Genomic DNA, 23,012 nt, shown 5'->3' with positions numbered 1-23,012 from the left:
AACTCCCAGCCGGGGAAGCCTCGGTGGTCCCGTCAGCCGCAGAATCCTCGGTGGTCCCGTCAGCCGCAGAATCCTCGCTGGTTCCGTCAGCCGCAGAACCCTCGGTCACCCCACCAGCCGCAGCATCATCAACCGCACCGGATGTCACCGCACTCCCTGGCGGATCCGTCGGCTCTGGGCTGCCCTGTGGTGGGTCACTCGGTGCCGAGGCCTGGTTCGGCTGCTGCGGCTCGTCGCTCATGTGTTGCACGGACTCCTGTTTCGCGTCGTACGTTCCCGTACGCCCTCGAACGCCTTCTGCGCCCCCTGTTGAAGACTCTCGCACCAAGCGTTCCGTTCCCGGACCACGGCACGCTTCCGGTCCGGAAAATGCGTGGCGTGCGTCACTGCCAGGGCAGTAGGCTCCTGCGCTTCGGTGCCGGCGGGCTGAGGAGGGCTGTGGCGTGGGCTCGGGACGGTTGTACGTTGCCGTCGCGGCGGGCGGATTCAGACGGTACGCGACGTATCGGGCGGCCACTGCGGCGGGGGTGTTCACCAACACCGTCTTCGGCCTGATCCTGGTGTACACGTACCTCGCCCTGTGGAACGAGAAGCCACACCTAGGGGGGTACGACCAGGCACAGGCCGTCACCTATGTGTGGCTGGGACAGGCGATCTTCGCCGCGCTCGCGATCGGCGGCAGCGGCGTCGAGTCCGAGTTGATGGAGCGGATCCGCACGGGCGACATCGCGATCGACCTCTACCGGCCCGCCGATCTGCAACTGTGGTGGCTGGCCGCCGACTTGGGCCGCACGATGTTCCAGCTGCTGGGCCGGGGAGTGATCCCGTTCGCGTTCGGCGCGCTGCTCTTCCAGGTGGCGCTGCCCGCCGACCCGGCGACCTGGGCCGCCTTCGTGGTGTCGCTCCTGCTGGCGACGGTGGTCAGTTTCGGCATCCGGTATCTCATCGCGCTGCTCACGTTCTGGTTCATGGACGGCACCGGCATGACCCACATGACCATGCTCGCCGGGTTCTTCTGCTCGGGCATGATGCTGCCGCTCAACGTGTTCCCGGGGGCGCTCGGCGACGTCGTCCGGGATCTGCCGTGGTCGTCGCTGCTGCAGAAGCCGGCTGACCTCCTGCTGGGGGAGGCCGACCCGTGGGGCACCTTCGCCTTCCAGGGGGCGTGGGCGGTGGCGCTGCTGGCGGCGGGGCGGCTGGTGCAGTCGGTGGCGACACGGAGGGTGGTCGTTCAGGGTGGCTGAAGCAGGGGTGCCGGGAAACGGCCGGCTGATGGAGGGGCTGCGGGCCTACCGGCTGATCGGCGCGATGTGGATCCGCTCCACGATGGCCTACCGCGCGTCCTTCGCGATGACGACGTTCGCCAACTTCGCGGTGACCGCTCTCGACTTCGTCGCGATCCTGCTGATGTTCTCGCGGATCGACGCGCTCGGCGGCTGGCCACTGCCCGAAGTGGCCTTCCTGTACGGCCTGTCGAGCGTCGCGTTCGGTCTCGCGGACCTGGCGATCGGCTCGATGGAGCGGCTCGGACAGCGGGTTCGCGACGGCACCCTGGACACGCTGCTGGTGCGTCCGGCGCCGGTGCTGGCCCAGGTCGCCGCAGACCGTTTCGCGCTGCGCAGGCTCGGGCGGATCACGCAGGGCTCGCTGGTCCTCGGGTACGCGCTGGCCGCCGTCGACATCCACTGGACGCCGCTGCGGCTGCTGCTGATGCCGGTGGCCGTGGTGAGCGGCGCGGCGATCTTCTGCGCGGTGTTCGTGGCGGGCGCGGCCTTCCAGTTCGTGGCGCAGGACGCCTCCGAGGTGCAGAACGCGTTCACCTACGGTGGCGCGACCCTGCTGCAGTATCCGCCGACGGTGTTCGGACGTGAGCTGGTGCGCGGGGTGACCTTCCTGCTGCCGCTGGCCTTCGTCACCTGGATCCCGGCTGCCTATGTGCTGGGGAGGCCGATTCCGCTGGGTCTGCCGAGCTGGGTGGCCTTCGCGCCGCCGCTGGTGGCGGGGGCGTGCTGCGGGCTCGCGGGGCTGGCGTGGCGGGCGGGGCTCAGGTCGTACAGGAGTACGGGAAGTTGACGACTGGTAAGGGCTGTTGAGGACGAGGACTGTGGACGATCACGTCACCGAACATCACACCGATCACTTCATCGAACTCGACCGCGTCGAGAAGGTCTTCGACGTGCGCAAGAAGACCGGTTTCATGAAGCGGGAGCGGCGCGAGGTCCGTGCCGTCGACTCGATCTCCTTCACCGTGGCGCGCGGTGAGATGGTCGGCTACATCGGGCCGAACGGTGCCGGGAAGTCGACGACGATCAAAATGCTCACCGGCATCCTCACCCCGAGCGGCGGCCGGCTGCGGGTCGCCGGCATCGACCCCTCCCGGGAGCGCACCCGCCTCGCTCACCGCATCGGCGTGGTCTTCGGGCAGCGTACGACGCTGTGGTGGGACCTGCCCCTCATCGACTCGTACCGGCTGATGCACCGCATGTACCGCATCCCCGACGCCCGGTACCGCGAGAATCTCGACCGCTGCGTCGAACTCCTCGAACTCAGCGACCTGTTGGACGTGCCGGTACGGCAGCTGTCGCTGGGCCAGCGCATGCGCGGGGACATCGCGGCGGCGCTGCTGCACGACCCCGAGGTGCTCTACCTCGACGAGCCGACCATCGGACTCGATGTCATCTCCAAGGCCAAGGTGCGTGGTTTCCTGCGGGAGTTGAACGCCGAGCGCGGCACGACCGTCCTGCTGACCACCCACGACCTGCAGGACATCGAGCAGTTGTGCTCGCGGGTGATGGTCATCGACCACGGACGGCTCATGTACGACGGCCCGCTCACCGGGCTGCACGAGGTCGGCGAGAGCGAACGGACCCTGGTGGTGGACCTGGAACGGGAGCTGCCGCCGATCGAGATGGCGCCCGCGCGGGTGGTACGGGTGGAGGGACCCCGGCAGTGGCTGGCGTTCCCGGCGGCCGAGTCGGCGGCGGCGCTGGTGGCGCGGGTTGCGGCGGAGTATCCGCTGGTCGACCTGTCGGTGCGGGAGCCGGACATCGAGGCGGTGATCGCCAGGATGTACGTGGGCGAGGCGTCCGGCACGGGTGAGGCGTCCGGCGCGGCCGGGCAGGCGGTCTCCTAGCCTCCGGCCGGGGGAGTGCGGGTGGGCTGGTGGTGTTGTGGCCTTCGGCCGGGGGAGTGCGGGTGGTGGGCTGGTGGTGTTGTGGGCTTCGGCCGGGGGGAACGCGGGTGGGCAGGCGGTCTCCTGGCATCCCGCCGGGGGAACGCGGTCAGGTAAGCGGTCTCGTAGCCTCCCGCCGGGGGAACTCGTAGGCTGCTGCCATGACCGAAGACGCCGCAGTCCCGGAACTTCGCGCATCCGACGCCGACCGTGAACGAGTCGCCGAGGTCCTGCGGGACGCCCTCGCCGAGGGCCGTCTCGACATGGAGGAGTTCGAGGAGCGGCTGGAGGCCACGTACAAGGCGCGGACGTACGGCGAACTGACGCCGATCACCCGCGACCTGCCGGTCGCCGGAGTCACCCCGCCCCCCTCCGTGTCGCTGACCAAGGAGCCGGAGCCGAGCGGGAGTTGGGCGGGCCGGATCGTCGGCGGCGAGGGGTCCTCGTCATGGGCCGTCGCCGTGATGTCCGGGTTCGAGCGCAAGGGGCGCTGGACCGTGCCCCGGCAGTTCAACTGCTTCACCCTCATGGGTGGCGGCGAACTCGACCTGCGCGAGGCGAACTTCGCGGATCGCGAGGTCGAGATCAACTGCATCGCGATCATGGGCGGGATGAACGTCATCGTCCCGCCCGGCGTCGAGGTCGTCGTACGTGGCATCGGGATCATGGGCGGGTTCGACCACCGCGAGGAGGGCGTACCGGCCGAGCCCGGCGCCCCGCGCGTGATCATCACCGGGTTCGCCTTCTGGGGCGGCGTCGGCGTCGAGCGCAAACTGACCCGCGAGGAACGCCGCCGCCTCAAGGAGGAGCGCCGCCAGCAGAAGCTGGAGCGCAAGTCGGGGCGGCCCCTGGGCGAGGGGTACGACGACCATCGGCGGATGCTGGAGGAGCACCACGAATGGCGCCGCGATCTGCGCGACGAGCGCCGGGAACGGCAGGAGGAGCGCCGCGAACGGCACCGGGAGCGCCGGGACCGCCGCCGTCACGACGACTGGTGAGCGGGTCCGCGATGATCCGTGAGCGGTTCACAGCTGTGCCGACGGGGAGCCCTTCAGTGACGTGAGGTCGACCGCGTCCGCCATCCGCTCGTAGCCCCGGTCGCTGGGGTGCAGATGGTCGCCGGAGTCGTAGTCCGAGCGGAGCCTGCGCGGGTTGTACGGGTCCCGCAGGACCTTGTCGAAGTCGACCACCGTGTCGTACACCCGCCCCGAGCGGATCTCGGCGTTGATCTCCTCCCGCACCTCCTCGCGGGCCGCGCTGTAGCCGCGGTGGCCCTGGAAGGGCATCAGCGTCGCGCCGATGACCCTGATGCCGTGGGCGTGCGCCTCGCCGACCAGGGTGCGCAGACCGGCGACGACCTTGTCCGGGTCGGCGAGCCGGCGGTTGCGCAGGATGTCGTTGACGCCCAGGTCGATCACGACGACCTTGACGTTCGTCCGGGAGAGCACGTCCCGGGAGAACCGGTCGAGGCCGCTCTGATTGTCGGCGGGACGGCCGCGCCCGCTCGCGAGGACCTGGTTGCCGCTGATGCCCTCGTTGACCACGCTGTAGCGCGGCACTTCATGGCCGGACCGCAGCGCCGTACGCAGCCGCTGCGAAAAGACGTCCGGCCAGCGGTGGTTGGCGCCCGGCGTGGAGGTGACCCCGTCGGTCAGCGAGTCCCCGAATGCGACCAGCGTGCCGTCCGCGTCGTTGCTGAGCACGTCCAGCGCGGTGAGGTAGCGCCAGTACGGCGTCTGCTCGGTGTAGGGCGCGCCGGACGTGTCCTCGGTGAGGTCGCCGTCCGCGACGTACGAGATCTGGCGGGCGCGCGGATGGTAGGTGACCGGGCCCGACGCGGTGGGCGAGTACGTGGTGACCAGGACGTCGCCGCCCTGCGGGACGAGGATCCGCACCATGTCGCTGAGCACCTGGTGACCGGCCGGGATGACGACCGTCGTGTTGCCGCCGAACGTCAGCCGCCGCATGCTCTCCGCGCTCGCCGCCGCTCTGTCGGAGGCGACGGCCACGGCGATCGACGCGTGCGTGATGGTCAGCGCCGACTGGCCGTAGAGGTTGGACAGCGTGATACGGGCACTCGTACCGCCGACGCTCGCGTGGACGACGTTGCGGACCGAACGGCCCGCCAGCCCCTCGGTCTCCGTGCCGGGCTCGGCGCCCGCCGGCGAGGCGGACCAGGCGCCGACCCAGACGCCGGTGGAGGCGGGGGCGGCGGGGTTGTGCGGGGCGCCGTTCTTGCCGAGAGCGGCGGTGCCGATGCTTCCGTCGTCGGCGCCGGCACCGACGTATATGGCGGCCGAAAGGCCCACGATCAGAGCGACGATCGCGGAAAGCAGGGCATAACCATGACGCTTGGTCATGCGGTGCGTGTCTCCTCAGACAAATGGGAGCCCGAGGCTCCGAAGTGATCATCCCAATGATGACAGACGCCGGGAACTCCCCGTCCGTTCCGGGAGTCGGTCAGGAAGGGACAATGTGTGCAGGGGATCACGAACGGGTGGATGGATGGAACGTACGAAACCGGATGAATCGGTGCCGGAGTGGCCGGAGTCGGGTTCGGGATCGGGATCGGGTGGTGCGGTGGAGCAGATAGAGCAGGCGGAGCGTGCGGAAGGTGCTCGGTCGGGCTCGTCCGGCGGTCGGGCCGTCCCGGCCACGGCCGCCCGCGCCATGAACACCTTCACCGCCGCCGACGAGGAGCGGCAGCGCGGGGTGCGCCGGATGAAGCTCACGGCGACCGGGCTGCTGCTGTTCGTGGCCGTGGTGTACGTCCTCGCCAAGTGGGCGGACAACTCCGGCGCCGGCGCGTGGGCCGCGTATGTCGCCGCGGCCTCCGAGGCCGGCATGGTGGGCGCCCTCGCCGACTGGTTCGCGGTTACGGCGCTGTTCCGCCATCCGCTGGGCCTGCCCATCCCGCACACCGCGATCATCCCGACGAAGAAGGACCAGCTGGGGGTGTCCCTGGGTGAGTTCGTCGGGGAGAACTTCCTCTCCGAGGACGTCGTACGGCAGCGGTTGCGCGCCGTCGGCATAGGCAGCCGGCTGGGCGCGTGGCTCGCCGACCCCGAGCACGCGGACCGGGTGACCGCGGAGCTGTCGGCCGCGCTGCGGGGCGCGCTGACCGTGCTGCGGGACTCGGACGTCCAGGCGGTGGTCGGCGAGGCGATCACGCGGCGGGCCGACGCGCAGGAGATCGCGCCCGGGATCGGGAAGATGCTGGAGAAGGTCGTCGCGGACGGGGGCCACCGGCGGGTCGTCGACCTCGTCGTCACGCGGGCCCACGACTGGCTCGTCTGGCACGACACCGAGATCATGGACGCCGTGCAGGGCGGGGCGCCCGGGTGGACCCCGCGGTTCGTCGACAAGAAGGTCGGCGAGCGGGTCTACAAGGAGCTGCTGCGGTTCGTCACCGAGATGCGGGACATGCCGTCGCATCCGGCGCGCGGGGCACTGGACCGGTTCCTGTCCGACTTCGCCTCCGACCTGCAGTCCGACACGGACACGCGGGCGCGGGTCGAGCGGCTGAAGGGGGAGGTGCTGGGGCGGGGCGAGGTGCAGGACCTCATCGCCTCCGCGTGGACGGCCGTACGGTCGATGATCGTCGCCGCGGCCGAGGACGAGCGCAGTGAGCTGCGGCTGCGGGTGCGGGCGTCTCTGCTGTCGCTGGGGGCGCGGATGGCCGTCGATCCGAAGGTGCAGGGGAAGGTCGACGGGTGGGTGGAAGGGGCGGCGGTGTATGTCGTCAGCACCTACCGCAAGGAGATCACCTCGCTGATCACGGACACGGTGGCCGGGTGGGACGCCGAGCACACCACGCGGAAGATCGAGGCGCACATCGGGCGGGACCTGCAGTTCATCCGGATCAACGGCACGGTGGTGGGGTCGTTGGCGGGGTTGTTGATCTTTACGTTGTCGCGGGTGGTGGGGGCGTAGGGGAGTTGATGATCTTTGCGGTGTCCCGGGTGGGGGGGCGTAGCGGGACGCTGTGAGGCGGGCGTAAAGGCGCTGGCGGCGGGCACCCGCTCCGAGTTCCTCTCGATGCAGAGGGAGCACTGAGGAGGGAGCCCATGACCACCGCGCAGGCCGAGACCGGCCGCACCGTGACCACCAACATCCCCGCCCGCCTCGACCGGCTGCCCTGGTCGCGCTGGCACTGGACGATCGTCATCGGTCTCGGGACCGTGTGGATCCTCGACGGCCTGGAGGTCACGGTCGTCGGCAACATCGCGAGCCGTCTGTCGGAGTCCGGGAGCGGGCTGCCGATCACCTCCGGTGAGATCACCGGCGTCGCCGCCGCGCTGTATGTGGCGGGTGCGTGTGTCGGTGCCCTGTTCTGGGGGCGGCTGACGGACAAATGGGGCCGTAAAAAGCTCTTCATGATCACCCTGGCGGTGTACCTCGCGGCGACCGCGCTGACCGCGGTGTCGTTCTCCAGCTGGTGGTTCTTCACGTTCCGCTTCCTGACCGGATTCGGTATCGGCGGTGAGTACGCGGCGATCAACTCCGCGATCGACGAGCTGATCCCGGCGAAGTTCCGCGGGCGCGTGGACCTGATCATCAACGGCAGCTTCTGGCTGGGCGCGGTCGGTGGGTCGCTGCTGTCGATCGTCGCGCTGAACACGGACTTCCTGCCGAAGGACGTGGGGTGGCGGCTGACGTTCGCGCTGGGTGCCGTGCTGGCTCTGGTGATCCTGCTCGTACGACGCCATGTTCCGGAGAGTCCGCGGTGGCTGCTGATCCATGGCAGGGACCGGGAGGCCGAGGAGATCGTCACCTCGATCGAGGAACGGGTCGAGGCGGAGAAGGGGCGGGCGCTGGAGCGTCCCGAGGGTGAGATCACGATCCGTCAGCGGCGGAGTGTGTCGTTCGTGGAGATCGCGCGGACGCTGTTCGCCGACTACCGGCGGCGGTCCATTCTGGGATTCTCGCTGTTCATCGGGCAGGCGTTCCTCTACAACGCGATCACGTTCGGGTTCGGGGCGATCCTGACGACGTTCTTCGACGTGCCGACCGGGGACACGGGGTACTACTTCGCGGTCATCGCGGTGGGCAACTTCTGCGGGCCGCTGCTGCTGGGGAAGCTGTTCGACACGGTCGGGCGGCGGGTGATGATCTCCGGTACGTATCTGCTGTCGGGGCTGCTGCTGTTCGGTACGGCGTGGTTGTTCGACCGGGGGGCGTTGAACGCGACGACGATGACGGCGTGCTGGTGTGTGGTGCTGTTCTTCGCGTCGGCCGGGGCGTCGAGTGCGTACCTGACCGTGTCCGAGGTGTTCCCGATGGAGACGCGGGCGATGTCGATCGCGTTCTTCTACGCGCTGGGTACGGCGGCCGGTGGTATCAGCGGGCCGCTGCTGTTCGCGGACCTCACGGGGACGGGGAAGGTCGGCGACACGGTGCTGGCGTTCCAGATCGGCGCGGCGTTGATGTGCGCGGCGGGGTTGGTGGCGGCGTTCCTGGCGGTGCGGGCGGAGCGGCGGTCGCTGGAGGACATCGCGAAGCCGCTGACGGCGGCGGCGTCGGCGGTCTCCTCGCGGACGCGGTCCCGTCGGGAGCGGGAGCAGCCGGGGACGGCGACGGCGTAGGTGGTTGGAGTGGTTGCCATGCCTGCGGCGCCACCGCGGCTTCGGTGGGGGCGGGCGTAGCGCCTCGGGTTCGGTTGTGGGTCGGGGCCGGGGTGGGGGGTGTCCGTCCTCGGACCGGCGGTGCCGTACGTCGGGGCTGTGCCCTGAGTCGACGCCGGCCACTGCGGGCGGACACCCCCCACCCCGTCCCCTTCCCGCCGTACGCGCCCGCGGGTCCGCGATTCCTCCGCTGTCCGCGGGCAGGCGTGCCGCTGGGGCGGCACGGGTGGGCGCGGGCGGCACCCCGTTGCGCCACCCCCGCCCGTGCACTGGGCCTGCGGCTCTATTTCGCGCCGTCGCCTCGAACCCTGTCCCGGCGTCGCAGGAAGAGCAGGCCACCCGCGATCGCCGTGACCCCCGCCGCTGCCGTCCACCCGATCACGTCCCCCGAGCCCGTGGCCGCAAGGTCAATGGGCGAGGCGGAGGTGTACGTGGCTGTAGTTGACGGTGATGGCGTCGGCGCCGGTGATGCCGTAGGGATCGTTGATCTGTCCCGGGTGTACGCCAGCGTGCCGAAGCCCAACTGGTCGTACCCCCCACTGTTGGGGCCGTAGTCGCCGCCCCCGCCCTCGGGCGCCGTCTTCGCGGCGATCTGCGTGAGGTACGTCGCCGACAAGCCCCGCCGCTTCGTGTAGTGGTTGGCGATCATCGCCCAGATGGGCCGCCGCATGTTCGGATCGACGCCCGCCGCCGCCGTGGCGGTCTCCGTGCCGGACCAGCCGCCGATCGCCCCCTTGCGCCGGGTGTTCGCGGTGTACGACACCTTTCCGCCCAGGCTCCACTTCGCCACGTACTGCGCGCCCTTGAGGAACCGGCTGTCGTCGTAGCCGTACAGGTCGACGCCCTGGTTCCACGCCATCTCGCAGAACGTGCCCATGAGCCCGACCCCGAGGAGTGCGTGTCCCTGGTCGCGGCCCGCCTCCAGCCATTCCCCGAGCCCGTCGTCGTGCACCACGGGGATGGCGTGGCGGACTGAGCCGAGTCCCTCGCCGTGCTTGAAGTAGTCGACCGCGCGGGCGACTTGCGCCTGGTCGTCGCAGAAGATGCCGGTGGCCAGGACGCAGGCCATCGCGGTGAGGTCCCAGTTGGTCCAGTAGTTCGTGACGACCGCGTTGTTGTGATGGACCAGGAAGTCCTCGCTGAGCGGTGCGAAGACCTCGGTGAGCATGTGCTGGAAGCGGCCGAGGTCGAAGTCGGCGTGGTCGCGGACCAGTTCGGCCGCGTTGGCGAACTGGTAGCCGTAGAGGCCCGCGGCGAGGAAGCGGTCGGCCGAACCCTGGAGGGAGGTCAGCTTCGAGGACCAGGCGTTGAGGATCGCCACCGCCGTGTCGGCGTGCGCGCTGTCGCCGCTCACGTGGTAGCGCAGGGCGTTCTGGTAGGCGGCATGGATGTCGTTGTAGAGGATGGTGTAGTTCTGCGGGGAGCCCGCGCCCCGGTACACCGTCGCCTGTGGATTGGCTCTCCAGCCACTCTGCGCATGCCGGTTGGCGGTCAGCCTCGCGTACCCGGCGGTGTAGGGCGCCGCACCGGCCTTCACCTTCGCCGCCATACGGGCCAGGTCCGCGCCGGTGTGGAGGAGACCGGGGTGCGCGTAGCCGGTGGCCGCGGAGGTGGGGGAGGCGGCGGCCGTGGCGATACCGGCCGCCCCGGCCGCGGCGCCGGTGGCCTTCAGCAGGGTGCGGCGGCTGATCTCTCGTGTCGCATGCATGCCCCGGAGACGGCCGCACACGAAACCGATAACGAAAACTCCGCCCGCGCCTCTATGCCCGCCGGTCCGCCACCGCCCACGACGCCAGTGCCACGGCACCCGCCACGCCGAACACCGCCGGCCACGCGCCCACCTTCTTCGCCAGCGGATGCGACCCGGCGAACCCGGCGACATACGCGGCCGTCAGCGCCCCGGCCGCCTTCCCGCCCGCCCGCTGCCGCCACTGCTGCGCCGCCGCGGCACCGGCGACGGCCAGTACGGCCCCGCCCAGCTGCCGCTTCTTCGTCCAGCGGGCCACCCCGTACCCGCCGACCAGCCCGCCCGCCGCGACCACCGCGCTGGGAACCCCGGCCATGTCTGCCTCCTGCCGCTTTGACTTCCCCCGAGGTTCTCGAGGCTAGCTCCCACCTGGGCTTCGCCTCGTACCTGAGTCGGGGCTTGTCAAGTTTCCTCCTTCGAGCTATATAAGAAGCCGAAGGGCATCGCACCTCAGCCCCGTGAGAGAGGAGTGACCCGTGATGCTCATGCGTACCGACCCGTTCCGCGAATTCGACCGTCTCGCGCAGCAGGTCCTCGGCTCCAACGCCCGCCCCGTCGCGATGGCGATGGACGCCTACCGGTCCGGTGACGACTTCGTCGTCCACTTCGACCTCCCCGGCATCGACCCCGAGACGATCGAGCTGGACGTCGAGCGCAACGTCCTGAACGTCCGCGCCGAGCGCCACAGCCCCGCCCCCGAGGGCGCCGAGCTGCTCGTCGCCGAACGGCCCACGGGCTCCTTCACCCGTCAGCTCTTCCTCGGCGACACCCTCGACACGGAACGCATCGACGCCTCGTACGACGCCGGCGTGCTCACCCTGCGCATCCCCGTGGCCGAACAGGCCAAGCCGCGCCGCATCCAGATCTCGGGCGGCCGGGACCGCAAGGAAATCGGCAAGTAATCGGTTCAGCCGCCGCGTCCCGCAGGTCCGTGCCTCACCGGCCGTCTGCGGGACGCGGCACGACCCCGCGCGCACTGGAGGAGAAGCCCGCCCATGACCGTGACGACGGCGCCCAGCACGATCGAGGCTCCGCGGACCGACACCGGATGGAGTGAACTGATCGAGAAGGTACGGGATTTGGGCCAGTACCCGACCCGAGCGGAGGCGGAACGAGTCACCCGGATCGTCCTGTCGGCCCTCGGCGGCCACGTCGTCGGCGACGAGCGCGTCGACCTCGCCCGCGCTCTGCCCGAAGCGGCGGCCCGGCTGATCGCCGCCCAGATCCCGGCCACCCGCCCCCTGACCGCCCAGGAGTTCGTCGACTCGGTGGCGGCTCGCATCGAGGGCGCCACCCCGGCCACGGCCCGCTGGGACGTCAGCTCGGTTCTGTCGGTCCTGCCGAAGTTCGTCGGAGACGACCTGGTCGACCGCGTCCTGCGTCAACTTCCGCCGGGTTACGCCCTGTTGTTCGGCCGGGCCGAACTGGCCCGGAGCATGAGAGAGATGAGCCTGACCTGACCGACTCCATCGGCGTCGGCCGTCATCGACTGGTCGTCGTCCGTCGCAGATGGGCGTCGATCAGGTCGAAGGTGGCCTCCGGCTGCTCGAGTTGGGGGAGGTGGCCGGCCTTGGGGACGATCTCCAGACGGGCGTCGGCGAAGGCGGCCGCGTAGGCGGCACCGTCCCGCGGCGACGTTCCAGACCGAGCAGGCCTTCGGGGGCCTGGTGGGGCGCCTGGCCTCCCAGGGCCTGGTCGACCGCCGCCCCGGCCACGGCCGCCGTATCGAGCATCACCTGACGGCGGAGGGGGAGCGGGTGCTCGCGGCCGGGCACGAGGTGGCGGACCGGGTGCTGGCGGAGTGCTTCGAGGGGTTGGGGGAGGGGGAGCGGGTCGAGCTGCTGGGGCTGCTCCGACGCCTGAACGGCGACGGGAACGAGCCGGCCGAAGGCTGACCGGGAGGCTCTACTTCTCCGGCAGGTGCTCGACGTGCCGCTCGGCGGCCCAGCGCGGGACGAAGGCGAACGATGCAGGCATCCGCTGCTGGTGTACGACCCGTAGGACCCATACGACCCGTACGACCATGATGCCGTCACCGTTTCCCCAAGGAGCCGTATCGGTCCGCCCGCCGCCGTTTCCGCTCCCGGCGGCCGTGGCATGGCAATCCCCATGGAGTTCTCCGAGGTCGTACGTCGCCGTCGCATGATCCGCCACTACTCCGACAAGCCCCTGCCCCCGGACGTCATCGAGCGCGTCCTCGCCTCCGCCCTCCGCGCCCCCTCTGCCGGCTTCTCCCAGGGCTGGGCCTTCCTCGCCCTGACCGACCCGGCCGACCGCGCCCGCTTCTGGCCGTACGTCCCGACCCGCGTCGAGAAGACCCCGACCATGCAGAACGCCCCGCTGGTCGTGGTCCCCCTCGCCCACAAGGCCGCCTACCTCGATCGCTACGCCGAGTCCGACAAGGGCTGGGAGGACCGAGCCGAGGTCCGCTGGCCGGCCCCGTACTGGTACATCGACACCGGCATGGCGGCCCTGCTCATGCTCCTGACCGCGGTGGACGAGGGCCTGGGCGCCTGCTTCTTCGGCATCATGCCCGAGCATCTGCCGCCGTTCCGGGAGGAGTTCGGGGTACCGGAGGAGTACGACCCCATCGGGGGGATCACGGTGGGGTACCGAGCGGAGGATGTACCGGCGCAGAGCGGGCGGGTTGTGGAGCGGCGGAGGGGGGTGGGGGAGGTGGTGCATCGGGGGCGGTGGGGGAGGCATGAGTGAGGCTATGGTTCGCCGAGGTCGGAGCGGCGTGTCCCGTCGGAGTCGGTTGTGGTCAATGACCTGATCCAGCACTCCAGGCGTTGGTTCCCGCCAAGAAACAGGCGATCGTGTAGCTGCTCAGCGCGGGCAGCAGGAGCACCGCGAACATGACCCACACACCGAAGAACAAGTGCACGAAGCGGGGAACGGACGAGCGCGGATCCAAGTCCAGACGGCTTCGGGCGTGCCTGGTCACCTTGACCGATGCGCCGGACGGTTGGGCATCCGCCCTCACGATGGCGCCGCGTATGGAGTCCTCCGCCCGCGTGTCACGGCCGATCGTCAAGCGCAGCCCGTGCCGGTCCCGCAGGTGCAAATCATCGATCGTGCCGACGCGCCCGATCGCAGTGAACCGGCGAACACTGGCCAGTGTGTCCAGATCGATCGTGCGGACGCCGGTGAGCGTGCGGGCGGATACGAGCTGTCTCCCCTCGACGGTGGAGACGTGGGGCGTGACCGTATCTCCGAACCAGATCAGGTAGGCCAGCACTCCAGCGACGAATCCGGCCCCCGTGGCGATCCCGGTGTCCGTACCTTTCAACACATGGCCTCGGATCAGCCCCGCGTCCACGAGGACGACCGTCGCCCACGCCGCGCCCACGATCCCCAGCCCGAGCCGCATGCGGCGAAGGGCGAACCGAGGCTCCATCGGGGAGGGCGGCAACCTTCTCCGCGAACGACGCATATGCCGGTCGAGCCGACGACGTTGTACTGCGAGAGACGCCTTGTTCTTGCCCCATGAAGATCCTTGCCCCCACATGGCCGCAGGTTAAGCCCGCAGTTGACGGGAGGCCAGCATTTGGCACACTCACGGCAGGGATCACGTGCTCGCAGCGTGCGGACCGGAGCGAGGTTCGAGAGCGGCACTGACCCGCCTGATGCCGACCGGTCCCAGACGGCCCTAACGGTCTGACCACACTGGACGTCCTGTCAGTTGCCAGCTACTGGGCAATCCGCGCAGCGGAAACCTCGAGGATCGCTGCTCCAGACGGAGTGGCCCTCAAACTCGGAGAAACTGCCGTTCTGGTTTCGATACACGATGCCGATTCCGTGTTCAGCGAGCAGTTCGCGGAGATCCTCGTCGGGGAGAGCAGGCGCCAACACCATCAGATGGAGGGGCTGATCGTGTGGAAGGTCTCTCAAGTAACGCCGTGCACGGATGAGTTGGGCAAGTGCTTGGGTAATCGAATCGCTAGCAGCACTGGCCGTCGGCTCGTACACCGTGTTGTGTAAAGGGTTGTACAGGTCGACCATCAGGCGAGCGGACCTGTTCCGCATGGACACTTCCAGTTGGCCGATCGTCTCTCCAGCTGCGGCTTCGCGCTCCTGGAAGGTGTCGGCTAGGTCGTCCCGGGCTGCTTCCAGTCGGTCGAGGTCAGTCAGTGGTTGAAGTTGACGTCTCTGACGTCGCACTGCCCGAGCGAAGCGACCGGCGGTCTCATGGAATCGAGACCGGGATTCTGGGGCCGGTCGAAGAGTCTCGGAGGCCTCCCGGATATATGGGACGATAGGACGCAGTCGGAAAACGATGACATTGCGGTCGTTGCCTAATTCGTCTTTGGCTCTTCGCGTCTCGAACGGCTTCCGTTCGTCAACCTTGAACGTACCTATGTATTTATGCTGTCGTGTACCGGTTCCAGCAACCTTACCCACTGCAATGAATAAGTGCAGGGTACGGCCCATTTGAGCGTGATTTAGGATGGCTGAATTTCCGCCTTCGAGGGCCTGATCGCCTCTCTTTCCGGTTCCCGTATAAGTGAATATAGGTCCTATCTCATCATCCTCGGCAAGCCATCCGTCGCGATATCCATAGCGCTTACCGATCTCGCTGTCGGAGAAGATGAGTACGTTTTTCTTCTTCACCGCTGGACAGATTCCGGCGTAGCTGCTGCCGCCGAGCACTGGGTGGATCTCATCGCGTGTGAGGATGTCACCGGGCTGGAAACCGGAGTGGTGCGTCGTCATGAGTCGAGGCTAATGGGTTCAGTGCTCGCAGAGTGCGGTGGGTGATGGAGGTTGCCACTGAGGGCGTTGTGGCGACTCTCGGCTCAGGCGAGGATGGTGCGATGAGTGATGCGACCGGGACGGTCATCGCGGGTGTTATTGCGTTCGCATCCGCAGTCATTGGGGCTGTGATCGCCGGTAGGTACGCCCAAAGCGGAGCAGAGGCCGGCGGACGTAAGGCAGTTGAGGCGGCGCTGGCGCAGGTGCACGGTCAGGCTGCCGCCGAACACTGGCAGTGGGTACGCAGCCAGCGGCATCAAGCCTTTGCCGCCCTCTTCGCGGCTTATGTCGCGCTTGATGATGCGTTGGCGGCTACTGCGGCCGAGGCGCGACATGGAGGTGGGGTGGATGGGGCAGCAAGGCGTGACTTGGGTGAGCGGATGCTTGAAATGCAGGCAAAAACCAGCCAGTTGGCACTCTGGGGGCCAAGTGAGGCATATGAGCTGGCTTACGCGCTAACCGGAAAGTCGATGGAAGCAGTGGGATCTTTGTTGCAGGTAGATGGTGTGAGGTCGGGAGACTCGACTGCGGCTTGGGGTCGCTTTAGTGGCGCTAGAGAAGAGATGGGCCGCGCTCATGCCACCTTCCTTCAAAGGGCCGGAGAGATCGTTCGCGATCCACGGCAGCCAATCAGCTAGTCCGTTCATCGTGGGTTGATGGCAGAGACCGAACAAAGCTCTGCCACGCTGATGTGCTCAACACAAGCTGAGGCCCCGGGGTGACCTTGGAGTCGCGTATCGCGACTACCTCGGCGAGTGAGGCAACCTCCAAGCACTCGCCACCCATGCCGTTGCTGTAGCTGCTCCTACGCCATGGAATGCTCGATGGCAGCATCATCGAAGGTGTTCCTCCAAGAGTTTCGAGATGAACAAAACTGAGCGCTGAGGGCTGAGCGCCAAGGCCCTGAGGTGGTCAAAGGCCTTCGTGTAGAGGGCCACATCCTTGGGCTCTTCAAGGTAGACCGAATCGGTAAGTCCCTCGCGGTAGACCAGGTCCGGGTCCTCCTGCTCTGGGAAGCCGAGGATCGTGTACGAGCCGGTGGTGGGGTAGGCACCCGCGTCGAACGGCAGAACCTGGACGGTGACGTTTCTCATCTTGCCGATTTCCAGCATACGTTCGAGCTGTCGGGCCATGACCTGACGGTTGCCCACCACATGTTGTAGCGCACTCTGGTGGACAACAGCCCACAGATCGGGAGCAGCCTCCTCGGCGAGCAACTCTTGGCGACGCATCCGCACGTCGACCATGCGCTGAACGTCCTCGGGGGTGTGATCGACCCATGCGCGGCACTGTTCGGCTGCGTACTCGGCGGTTTGCAGCAGCCCCGGGATGAACTCTCCTTGGTAGCTACGCAAGTTGGAGGCAGCCTGCTCGAGGCCGACGTACACGGAGAACCAGGCGGGGATCGCATCGCTGTGTGCGTGCCACCACCCTTTCGTCTTAGAGTCCTTGGCCAGGGACTTCAGCAGATCACGCAGCTCTACTGGCGTCCCGTAGAAGCGGCATAGAGCGTCGATATCTGAGGGTTGGACGCGCCCCTGCCCCGTCTCCATGCGGCTGACCTTCGAACTGCTCCAGTCCAGCTCTTTCCCTACATGGCTGCAGGTCAGGCCGCGTTCTTCGCGCAGCCGCTTGAGCTCGATCGCAAGTCGACGACGGCGAGCCGTAGGGGATCCGGCCATGGCAACTCCTTCGGGGATTAGCGGAAGGTCCATCCCACCGGAAGGGGTGCCAAAGGCCAATCACTCCAAAGAGGGAATCCCTTCCTGCACGTTGCATAGAGGGATAAGCGCTGCGAATCTGTCACTGGGAGTCACCTTTGACTGCGATGTGCAACGGGCACGCGGAAGGCGAAAGATGATCTACGCAAGTGGTTCTGTTCGACGAGAGCCCTGGCTGCATGAGTTCACCGCTCGCGCGGATGAGGTCGCCCAACTGCGCCGTACGTTGAGAACCCGGCTCATTCTGTGGGGGTTGGTCGATCATGTTGACGTGGCGCAGTTGTGCGTATCGGAGTTGGTGACCAACGTCGTTCAACATGTCGGTGAGGGCACGCCGGTGACTTTGTGGGTGGCGCTGCGCGGGCCGTATCTCCGGGTAGAAGTGGAGGATCCCGATACGCGCTCGCTGCCTACCTTGCTTGCTGCCAGCAGCGCCCTAGCCTCGCGCTTTCGCGAGTGGGGCCGTCCGAGTCTTGATCAAAAAAGTGGAGAGTGCTGCTGACCTGCAACGATGGGACTTGTCGAGGGTCCTGTCAGCTGCAAGGAAAGAAGCACTCTCCAGGTGAAGAAGCGTAGCGGGTCGTACCCGCATGTCCGTATCGAGGGCGGCGGCCGTGGGGTGGTCTCGCAGGCCGGTTCGGTGCTGCTGGTCGAGACAGTCCGCAAGTCCGGCTTGGACACCGCGATATCGGCGGCGCTGGCGCCGTGGCGCAAGCCGCGGGCGGTGCACGACCCGGGCAAGGTCCTGCTGGATGTGGCCCTGGCCGTCGCCCTCGGCGGAGACTGCCTGGCCGACGTCGGCATGCTGCGTGCCGAGCCGGGTGTGTTCGGCCCGGTGGCTTCCGATCCGACGGTCTCACGTCTCGTCGATGCCCTCGCCGCGTCCGGCCTGAAGGCCCTGGACGCGATCCGGGATGCACGTTCCCACGTGCGCGGGCGGGTCTGGGACCTGGCCGGTGAGAGCAGTCCGGCCGCCGACGGCAGCGTCATCGTGGACATTGACGGTGTGCTGGTACTCGCCCACTCCGAGAAGCAGGACGCCACCGCGACCTGGAAGAAGACCTTCGGCCATCACCCGCTCGTCGCATTCGTCGACCACGGCCAGGCCGGGTCCGGGGAACCGGTGGCCGCCCTCCTGCGGCCCGGCAACGCGGGCTCCAACACCGCGGCCGACCACATCGAAACCGCCCAACTCGCCCTGGCTCAACTGCCCAAACGCCTGCGGCGGGGACGGCAGACCTTGATCCGGACCGACTCCGGCGGCGGCACCCACACCTTCCTCGACTGGCTCTCCAGGCGGGGCCGGTGGCTGTCGTATTCCGTCGGAATGACCATCACCGACGCCATCCACCAGGCCGTGCTGAAGATCCCGAAGAAGGCGTGGACGCCGGCCTACGACGCGGGCGGCACCGAGCGGCCCGGCGCCTGGGTCGCGGAGATCACCGACATGCCCGACCTGAGCACCTGGCCGAAGGGGATGCGGCTGATCGTCAGAAAGGAACGCCCGCACCCCGGCGCCCAGTTGCGCTTCACCGACCTCGACGGACTGCGGCTGACCTGCTTCGCGACCAACACCAAGGGCGGCCAGCTCGCCGATCTGGAACTGCGTCACCGCCGGCGGGCCCGCTGCGAGGACCGTATCCGAAACGCCCGTGACACCGGCCTGCGCAACCTGCCCCTGCACGACACCGCCCAGAACCGGATCTGGCTGGAGATCGTCTCCCTCGCGCTCGACCTCCTTGCCTGGATGCCGATGCTCGCACTGACCGGCGACACCCGACGCTGGGAACCCAAGAAGCTCCGCCTGCGCCTGTTCTCCGCCGCCGCCCAGCTCGTGCACACCGGACGCCGTCACTGGCTCCGCTTCACCGCCCAATGGCCCTGGACGCCCGTGATCACCCACGCGATCAACCGGCTCCACACCCTCCCGAACCCCGGCTGACCAGCCACTTCGACTGTCCCGACAACCCGCACCACCACACCGGCGAAGTGGAATCCGGCGCACACCCGACGCGAGAGCCGGGCCCTCAGCCTGCCCCAACCCCAAAAAGACCCCATCACACAGACACAGAGTCCCCGTCAGCAAGCTGACGGGGACTCATGAACGATCGAGGCTAGAGTCGGGGCGAGGGATGGCTCTCGTCGATGCCATAACGGACCACCGGTGGGGTGTGCTCCTGACAGAGCAGTCAAAGGTGGTGTGGTGTGAGCTCACCGTCGATCCCGCCCTGGTTGGCAAATCGGCTAACGGCCCGCGGGTTACTATGGCCGAGGTACTTCTGGATCTGTATGGATCTTGGTCGCTCGCGCACGGCAGAGCCTTGGCAGAGGGCGGCAGTCTGCTAGGCGCGGCAGCCGCAGAGGATGCAGCCATCGGGGTCATGGCTGACCTGCTGCACTGGCTGTGGGCGCACGGCTATGACCCCGACGACGTGCTTGACCGGGCCCAGACCCACTTTGAGGCTGAGATCGGCGAGGCGGTATGAGCGCGTCGAACCGCTAGCCCGTGGCAATGGTTGAGTACGACCACACATCCGCCGGCAGATCGTGGTGCAGCCGCCAGGTGATCGCCATGGGTTTGCTGCCCTCATGCTGGACGTAGGTCGCCGGGCCGAGCAGCATCCACGGTTGGGCTTTGCCGATGTCAGTGTCCTTGTAGCGCCGCATGAACAGCAGTACATGGCTGCCGCGTTGGACGTGTTGCTGATAGCGGAGGCCAGTAGGCGAGGTGTCTGCCGTTGTGCTCTGAGACTCCCAGTGGAAGAGAGATGGGCTCAGCGCGTAGTCCTTGTACCGGATGCTGGGGGAAAAGTCCTTCTCGTTCTTCTCGAGAGTGATGAGCAGGGCGTCTGTTTGATTCGGCTCGTCCCACAAGACGCCCTGGGCGAAGGAACCGGGCATCTGCCCGTTGAGGCGAGCGACGCCAAGAGCGGCCAGGATCTCCGAGCGGTTGTATGCGCTGTGGATCTTTAGGGGGATGTGCGCGTGCGGACCCTCTAGCGAAATGGGGAAATGGTCTGCCTGGCCCATCACATGCTCAAGTACTTGTCGCAGCTCGCTGCGAAGGGCTCGCTGGTCGCGGAGTGAGTCCAGCCCGTGTGTGTAGGAGGTGAAGCCTCCTGCCTTGTCCCAGAGGTTGAAGAAGAGCATGCGCGCGTACGTTTTGTCTCTCGGATTGAGAGCCTCGTACGTTGGGGCGTCATCGCTCAGGAGACGGGTATAGGCCTCGGCGCGCTCGAGGTCGTCGACGTGGAGGAAGGCGTGCACGCGCTTCAACAGATCTGCTTCGCCGGACTGTTCCGGTAGGTCGGCGAGGCCAGCGCGCCGTAGGACGGATGTCCATGAGTTGGACGACTTGTACAGCTCCTTGATTTCGCGGCGGCTCTCCCTGAGGTAGTCGGCGAGGAGCGGCGTATCGAAGGTCCTGACTTCCTTGGCGAGGGTCTGGACGGTCGCCTTGATCTGGGTGCGGATGTTGTCCAGAACGAGATCCTTGGACTTGCCTTCAAGGATGATCTGGCAGCCAGACGGCAGTAGGGGGAAGTCACGCTCAGCGTGTTCGAGGAGTCGGTTGCGTGACAGGTTGGTCATCGCGCGGAACTGCTCCTCGAACCGGAATTCCGCACGATGCTGGCCGATGAAGTCGAGCACTGTGAGCACCGGCTTGTCTGGGGTGCGGCGCAGACCTCGGCCAAGCTGCTGAAGGAACACGGTGGCACTATTCGTCGGACGGAGAAGCAGAAGCGTATCGACGTCCGGGATGTCCAGCCCCTCGTTGAATAGGTCTACGGAGAAGATGACCTGGATCTCCCCGGCCTTGAGCTCAGACAGTATCCGGTCACGGATCTCGGGCTTGGACTCACTGTCCAGAGCAGCAGCCCTGATTCCCGCGTCCTGGAAGCACTTCGCCATGAAGTGAGCATGCTTCTTGGTGACGCAGAATCCGAGCGCCCGCATGCCCGCTGGGTCGGACACCTTGTCCCGTACCTGCTTGATGACGATGCGAGCCCGGGCATGATCGGCCGTGAAGAACTCACCGAGTTGGCTCTGGTCGTACGTGCCCGAACGCCAATTGAGACGGGTGAGGTCGGTACCGTCGGGCACCCCGAAGTAGTGGAACGGACAAAGCAGGTCGTTGTCGAGTGCCTCCCACAGCCGCATCTCGGCGGCGATCCTGCCTTCGAAGAACTCATCCTGCACATTGAGCCCGTCGGCACGCTCAGGGGTAGCGGTCAAACCCAGGAGCTGCTTCGGCTTGAAGTGCTGGAGGACGCGCCGATATGTCGTAGCCGTGGCATGGTGGAACTCGTCAACGACGATGATGTCGAAGTGTTCCGGGTCGAACTGGTCGAGTCGCTGGTCGGTGAGCGACTGGACGCTGGCGAACACGTGTTGCCAGTCCCGCGGTAGCTCTCCGCTGAAGAGCGGTTCCCCGAAGGACGCGTCGTCGAGCACCTCACGGTACTTGCGTAGCGATTGCTTGAGGATCTCCTTCCGATGTGCCACGAAGAGCAGCCGAGGATACTGCTTGCCACCCCACTGCTTATGTAGATAGCGGTAGTCAAGGGCCGCCATCACGGTCTTACCCGTCCCGGTCGCAGCGACGAGCAGGTTGTGATGATGGCCGCGGACCTCTCGCTCGACACGCAGCCGCTCCAGCATGTCCGCCTGGTGCGGGTAAGGCCGAACCTCAAGCCCCGAGAGGCTGATCTTGGACTCCTGGCCGGACGTTGAGCCACCTGCCACACCGAGGGCTTCGTCCAACTTGAGGGTGTCGCGATCCGGGTCGTAGCTCTCAAAAGCGATGTCGTTCCAGTACGAGTCGAAGCTGGCCTCGAACTTGTTCAACACAGTGGGTGTTGCGACGGACGACAGCCGTACGTTCCACTCCAAGCCGTCGAGAAGAGCGCTCTTGGAGAGATTGGAACTGCCTACGTACGCGGTATCGAATCCACTATTGCGGCGAAACAACCAGGCCTTGGCGTGCAGGCGAGTCGAGCGGGTCTCATAGTTGACCTTCACCTCGGCGCCGAAATCGCGGACGAGACGGTCGAGAGCGTGTCGGTCTGTGGCGCCCATGTATGTCGTGGTGATGACGCGAATGCGCACACCGCGGTGGGCGGCTTCGCGAAGCGATTTCTCGAGGACGCGGATGCCGTACCACTTTACGAAGGCGCACAGCAGGTCGATACGGTCGGCCGTCGCCAGCTCCGCCCGCAGCTCAGCGCCGAGGCTGGGGTCGTCCGGAGCATTGGTGATCAACGCTGTCTCGGAGAGCGGCGTCAGCGGGCGGATTGCGTAGACGCCCGGAGCTTCCTGTTCGGCGAGGGCGAGTAGCTGTCGGGGGCCGTCGATGATGGTGCCGTTGCTTGCGTCTACGTGTGAGTCGGGAGCGTTGCCGGCGAGTGACTCCATGATTTTGTTGGCGACGGCCACCTGCTCGTCCTGTGGTAGCTGCGCCAACCGACGACCCACGGTTTCCCCGATGTGCCGAGCCAGCACGTGTGGGGTGGACTCCGGGCTGACCCCCGCGTCGACGGCTTTCCAACCCGCCGCCTCGAGTCCCTGTATTTGTTCGCGTAGCTCCTGAGTCATAAGTCGCTCGTGGACGCCAGCCTTGAGGTCCCCCGGTTCCGCCACTGCCGCTCCTTCTTTCCCTGCTGTCGCTGTGGATCTGTTCTAACAGCCGTCACTGACATACGAAGGCCAAGTGCCGAAAAGTGATCATTTCCCAGCAGGAGTAGGCGCGGGGGGTGGGGCTTGCAGGAGGCGTTCGTTGAGCCGTTGCCGTACGGCCGCCCGCTTCTTGGTCAGTGTCGTGATTCCGCGGCCTGCATCAAGGGCGCTCCCTCCGGTCGCGTCGCCTTTGGCGATCAGCCTGCGGCCGACCCTTGACCCAGGCCGCGGAATCACGGGGGAGAAGCGAGCGGGCGGCCCGGGGAAAGCGGGGGCCAGGTGGGAGAAGCTCGGGGCGTTGATTTGCCGGCCGGAGT

General features: G+C 67.3%; 22 protein-coding genes. 14 read left to right on the top strand and 8 right to left on the bottom strand.

Going from position 1 to position 23,012, the window contains the following annotated elements:
• The first annotated feature begins 443 nt into the window (after positions 1 to 443).
• From ABZZ74_RS18670 to ABZZ74_RS18655, 4 genes are all read left to right on the top strand, one after another.
• Positions 444 to 1,244, top strand: coding sequence for an ABC-2 family transporter protein (locus ABZZ74_RS18670; protein ID WP_356766161.1), 801 nt, complete (start codon positions 444 to 446; stop codon positions 1,242 to 1,244).
• Between the two features lie 28 nt (positions 1,245 to 1,272).
• Positions 1,273 to 2,073: an ABC transporter permease gene (locus ABZZ74_RS18665; protein ID WP_356766372.1), complete on the top strand. Its 801-nt coding sequence runs from the start codon at positions 1,273 to 1,275 to the stop codon at positions 2,071 to 2,073.
• Between the two features lie 31 nt (positions 2,074 to 2,104).
• Positions 2,105 to 3,133 carry an ATP-binding cassette domain-containing protein gene (locus tag ABZZ74_RS18660; protein WP_356766159.1) on the top strand — a complete coding sequence of 343 codons (1,029 nt, stop codon included), beginning with the start codon at positions 2,105 to 2,107 and terminating at the stop codon, positions 3,131 to 3,133.
• 200 nt (positions 3,134 to 3,333) lie between these two features.
• Positions 3,334 to 4,170: a DUF1707 domain-containing protein gene (locus ABZZ74_RS18655; protein ID WP_356766157.1), complete on the top strand. Its 837-nt coding sequence runs from the start codon at positions 3,334 to 3,336 to the stop codon at positions 4,168 to 4,170.
• A 27-nt stretch (positions 4,171 to 4,197) separates the two neighbouring features.
• Here the strand turns inward: ABZZ74_RS18655 and ABZZ74_RS18650 are convergent, their stop codons facing one another.
• Positions 4,198 to 5,532 (bottom strand): SGNH/GDSL hydrolase family protein, encoded by a 1,335-nt coding sequence (locus ABZZ74_RS18650; protein ID WP_356766155.1) that lies wholly within the window; start codon positions 5,530 to 5,532, stop codon positions 4,198 to 4,200.
• Between the two features lie 229 nt (positions 5,533 to 5,761).
• Here ABZZ74_RS18650 and ABZZ74_RS18645 point away from each other — a divergent pair, with 229 nt between their 5' ends.
• A complete protein-coding gene (locus tag ABZZ74_RS18645; protein ID WP_356766370.1) occupies positions 5,762 to 7,105 on the top strand; it encodes a DUF445 domain-containing protein in 1,344 nt (447 codons plus the stop codon).
• 134 nt (positions 7,106 to 7,239) lie between these two features.
• On the top strand, positions 7,240 to 8,757 hold the full coding sequence (locus ABZZ74_RS18640) for an MFS transporter (protein ID WP_356766153.1): 1,518 nt from the start codon (positions 7,240 to 7,242) through the stop codon (positions 8,755 to 8,757).
• A 322-nt stretch (positions 8,758 to 9,079) separates the two neighbouring features.
• On the opposite strand, the gene ABZZ74_RS18635 is transcribed toward ABZZ74_RS18640, so the two are convergent.
• Positions 9,080 to 10,504 (bottom strand): alginate lyase family protein, encoded by a 1,425-nt coding sequence (locus tag ABZZ74_RS18635; protein ID WP_356766151.1) that lies wholly within the window; start codon positions 10,502 to 10,504, stop codon positions 9,080 to 9,082.
• 52 nt (positions 10,505 to 10,556) lie between these two features.
• Positions 10,557 to 10,859 (bottom strand): hypothetical protein, encoded by a 303-nt coding sequence (locus ABZZ74_RS18630; RefSeq protein ID WP_356766149.1) that lies wholly within the window; start codon positions 10,857 to 10,859, stop codon positions 10,557 to 10,559.
• A gap of 163 nt (positions 10,860 to 11,022) precedes the next feature.
• Between ABZZ74_RS18630 and ABZZ74_RS18625 the strand changes: the two genes are divergently transcribed.
• The 4 genes from ABZZ74_RS18625 to ABZZ74_RS18610 all read left to right on the top strand — a co-directional run bounded on the left by ABZZ74_RS18625 (position 11,023) and on the right by ABZZ74_RS18610 (position 13,255).
• Complete coding sequence (locus ABZZ74_RS18625) at positions 11,023 to 11,445, top strand: Hsp20/alpha crystallin family protein (RefSeq protein ID WP_356766368.1); 423 nt, start codon at positions 11,023 to 11,025, stop codon at positions 11,443 to 11,445.
• Between the two features lie 93 nt (positions 11,446 to 11,538).
• The gene (locus ABZZ74_RS18620; RefSeq protein WP_356766147.1) at positions 11,539 to 12,003 is read left to right on the top strand and encodes a DUF2267 domain-containing protein; all 465 of its coding nucleotides are present in this window, start codon (positions 11,539 to 11,541) and stop codon (positions 12,001 to 12,003) included.
• A gap of 207 nt (positions 12,004 to 12,210) precedes the next feature.
• Positions 12,211 to 12,438, top strand: a complete 228-nt coding sequence (locus ABZZ74_RS18615) for a MarR family winged helix-turn-helix transcriptional regulator (RefSeq protein WP_356766145.1) — start codon at positions 12,211 to 12,213, stop codon at positions 12,436 to 12,438.
• Positions 12,439 to 12,652: 214 nt separating this feature from the next.
• Entirely contained in the window at positions 12,653 to 13,255 is a 603-nt protein-coding gene (locus tag ABZZ74_RS18610; protein WP_356766143.1) for a nitroreductase family protein, read from the top strand.
• Between the two features lie 52 nt (positions 13,256 to 13,307).
• Here the strand turns inward: ABZZ74_RS18610 and ABZZ74_RS18605 are convergent, their stop codons facing one another.
• Together ABZZ74_RS18605 and ABZZ74_RS18600 are read right to left on the bottom strand one after the other, a co-directional pair.
• Positions 13,308 to 13,916: a hypothetical protein gene (locus ABZZ74_RS18605; protein WP_356766141.1), complete on the bottom strand. Its 609-nt coding sequence runs from the start codon at positions 13,914 to 13,916 to the stop codon at positions 13,308 to 13,310.
• Between the two features lie 308 nt (positions 13,917 to 14,224).
• Complete coding sequence (locus ABZZ74_RS18600) at positions 14,225 to 15,259, bottom strand: hypothetical protein (RefSeq protein WP_356766139.1); 1,035 nt, start codon at positions 15,257 to 15,259, stop codon at positions 14,225 to 14,227.
• A 101-nt stretch (positions 15,260 to 15,360) separates the two neighbouring features.
• On the opposite strand from ABZZ74_RS18600, the gene ABZZ74_RS18595 reads away from it, so the two are divergent.
• Entirely contained in the window at positions 15,361 to 15,936 is a 576-nt protein-coding gene (locus ABZZ74_RS18595; RefSeq protein ID WP_356766137.1) for a hypothetical protein, read from the top strand.
• On the opposite strand, the gene ABZZ74_RS18590 is transcribed toward ABZZ74_RS18595, so the two are convergent.
• Together ABZZ74_RS18590 and ABZZ74_RS18585 are read right to left on the bottom strand one after the other, a co-directional pair.
• Positions 15,929 to 16,132 carry a DUF397 domain-containing protein gene (locus ABZZ74_RS18590; protein WP_356766366.1) on the bottom strand — a complete coding sequence of 68 codons (204 nt, stop codon included), beginning with the start codon at positions 16,130 to 16,132 and terminating at the stop codon, positions 15,929 to 15,931. The two genes, ABZZ74_RS18595 and ABZZ74_RS18590, sit on opposite strands and share 8 nt — an antisense overlap.
• On the bottom strand, positions 16,132 to 16,980 hold the full coding sequence (locus tag ABZZ74_RS18585) for a helix-turn-helix transcriptional regulator (RefSeq protein ID WP_356766135.1): 849 nt from the start codon (positions 16,978 to 16,980) through the stop codon (positions 16,132 to 16,134). The genes ABZZ74_RS18590 and ABZZ74_RS18585 overlap by 1 nt, the downstream gene beginning before the upstream one ends.
• Before the next feature lie 175 nt (positions 16,981 to 17,155).
• Here ABZZ74_RS18585 and ABZZ74_RS18580 point away from each other — a divergent pair, with 175 nt between their 5' ends.
• The 3 genes from ABZZ74_RS18580 (at position 17,156) to ABZZ74_RS18570 (ending at position 19,505) form a co-directional block, all read left to right on the top strand.
• Positions 17,156 to 17,521 (top strand): hypothetical protein, encoded by a 366-nt coding sequence (locus tag ABZZ74_RS18580; protein WP_356766133.1) that lies wholly within the window; start codon positions 17,156 to 17,158, stop codon positions 17,519 to 17,521.
• A 60-nt stretch (positions 17,522 to 17,581) separates the two neighbouring features.
• The gene (locus ABZZ74_RS18575) at positions 17,582 to 18,961 is read left to right on the top strand and encodes an IS1380 family transposase (protein WP_356766131.1); all 1,380 of its coding nucleotides are present in this window, start codon (positions 17,582 to 17,584) and stop codon (positions 18,959 to 18,961) included.
• Positions 18,962 to 19,151: 190 nt separating this feature from the next.
• Positions 19,152 to 19,505, top strand: coding sequence for a hypothetical protein (locus ABZZ74_RS18570; protein ID WP_356766129.1), 354 nt, complete (start codon positions 19,152 to 19,154; stop codon positions 19,503 to 19,505).
• Between the two features lie 13 nt (positions 19,506 to 19,518).
• Here ABZZ74_RS18570 and ABZZ74_RS18565 read toward each other — a convergent pair whose 3' ends face one another.
• Positions 19,519 to 22,614 carry a DUF3427 domain-containing protein gene (locus tag ABZZ74_RS18565; protein WP_356766364.1) on the bottom strand — a complete coding sequence of 1,032 codons (3,096 nt, stop codon included), beginning with the start codon at positions 22,612 to 22,614 and terminating at the stop codon, positions 19,519 to 19,521.
• Positions 22,615 to 23,012: the final 398 nt, after the last annotated feature.

The organism is Streptomyces sp. NPDC006476 (genome assembly GCF_040612015.1).
GTDB lineage: Bacteria > Actinomycetota > Actinomycetes > Streptomycetales > Streptomycetaceae > Streptomyces > Streptomyces griseorubiginosus_B.
The sequence above is the reverse complement of the archived record's forward strand: the minus strand, read 5'-3'. Positions and strand labels throughout refer to the sequence as shown.

Coding starts and splice junctions, on each gene's coding strand:
- ABZZ74_RS18665 (WP_356766372.1), top strand. CDS start 1,273: ATGGAGGGGCTGCGGGCCTACCGGCTGATCGGCGCGATGTGGATCCGC.
- ABZZ74_RS18655 (WP_356766157.1), top strand. CDS start 3,334: ATGACCGAAGACGCCGCAGTCCCGGAACTTCGCGCATCCGACGCCGAC.
- ABZZ74_RS18650 (WP_356766155.1), bottom strand. CDS start 5,532: ATGACCAAGCGTCATGGTTATGCCCTGCTTTCCGCGATCGTCGCTCTG.
- ABZZ74_RS18640 (WP_356766153.1), top strand. CDS start 7,240: ATGACCACCGCGCAGGCCGAGACCGGCCGCACCGTGACCACCAACATC.
- ABZZ74_RS18635 (WP_356766151.1), bottom strand. CDS start 10,504: ATGCATGCGACACGAGAGATCAGCCGCCGCACCCTGCTGAAGGCCACC.
- ABZZ74_RS18630 (WP_356766149.1), bottom strand. CDS start 10,859: ATGGCCGGGGTTCCCAGCGCGGTGGTCGCGGCGGGCGGGCTGGTCGGC.
- ABZZ74_RS18625 (WP_356766368.1), top strand. CDS start 11,023: ATGCTCATGCGTACCGACCCGTTCCGCGAATTCGACCGTCTCGCGCAG.
- ABZZ74_RS18620 (WP_356766147.1), top strand. CDS start 11,539: ATGACCGTGACGACGGCGCCCAGCACGATCGAGGCTCCGCGGACCGAC.
- ABZZ74_RS18610 (WP_356766143.1), top strand. CDS start 12,653: ATGGAGTTCTCCGAGGTCGTACGTCGCCGTCGCATGATCCGCCACTAC.
- ABZZ74_RS18605 (WP_356766141.1), bottom strand. CDS start 13,916: ATGCGGCTCGGGCTGGGGATCGTGGGCGCGGCGTGGGCGACGGTCGTC.
- ABZZ74_RS18600 (WP_356766139.1), bottom strand. CDS start 15,259: ATGACGACGCACCACTCCGGTTTCCAGCCCGGTGACATCCTCACACGC.
- ABZZ74_RS18595 (WP_356766137.1), top strand. CDS start 15,361: ATGAGTGATGCGACCGGGACGGTCATCGCGGGTGTTATTGCGTTCGCA.
- ABZZ74_RS18590 (WP_356766366.1), bottom strand. CDS start 16,132: ATGCTGCCATCGAGCATTCCATGGCGTAGGAGCAGCTACAGCAACGGC.
- ABZZ74_RS18585 (WP_356766135.1), bottom strand. CDS start 16,980: ATGGCCGGATCCCCTACGGCTCGCCGTCGTCGACTTGCGATCGAGCTC.
- ABZZ74_RS18580 (WP_356766133.1), top strand. CDS start 17,156: ATGATCTACGCAAGTGGTTCTGTTCGACGAGAGCCCTGGCTGCATGAG.
- ABZZ74_RS18570 (WP_356766129.1), top strand. CDS start 19,152: ATGGCTCTCGTCGATGCCATAACGGACCACCGGTGGGGTGTGCTCCTG.
- ABZZ74_RS18565 (WP_356766364.1), bottom strand. CDS start 22,614: ATGACTCAGGAGCTACGCGAACAAATACAGGGACTCGAGGCGGCGGGT.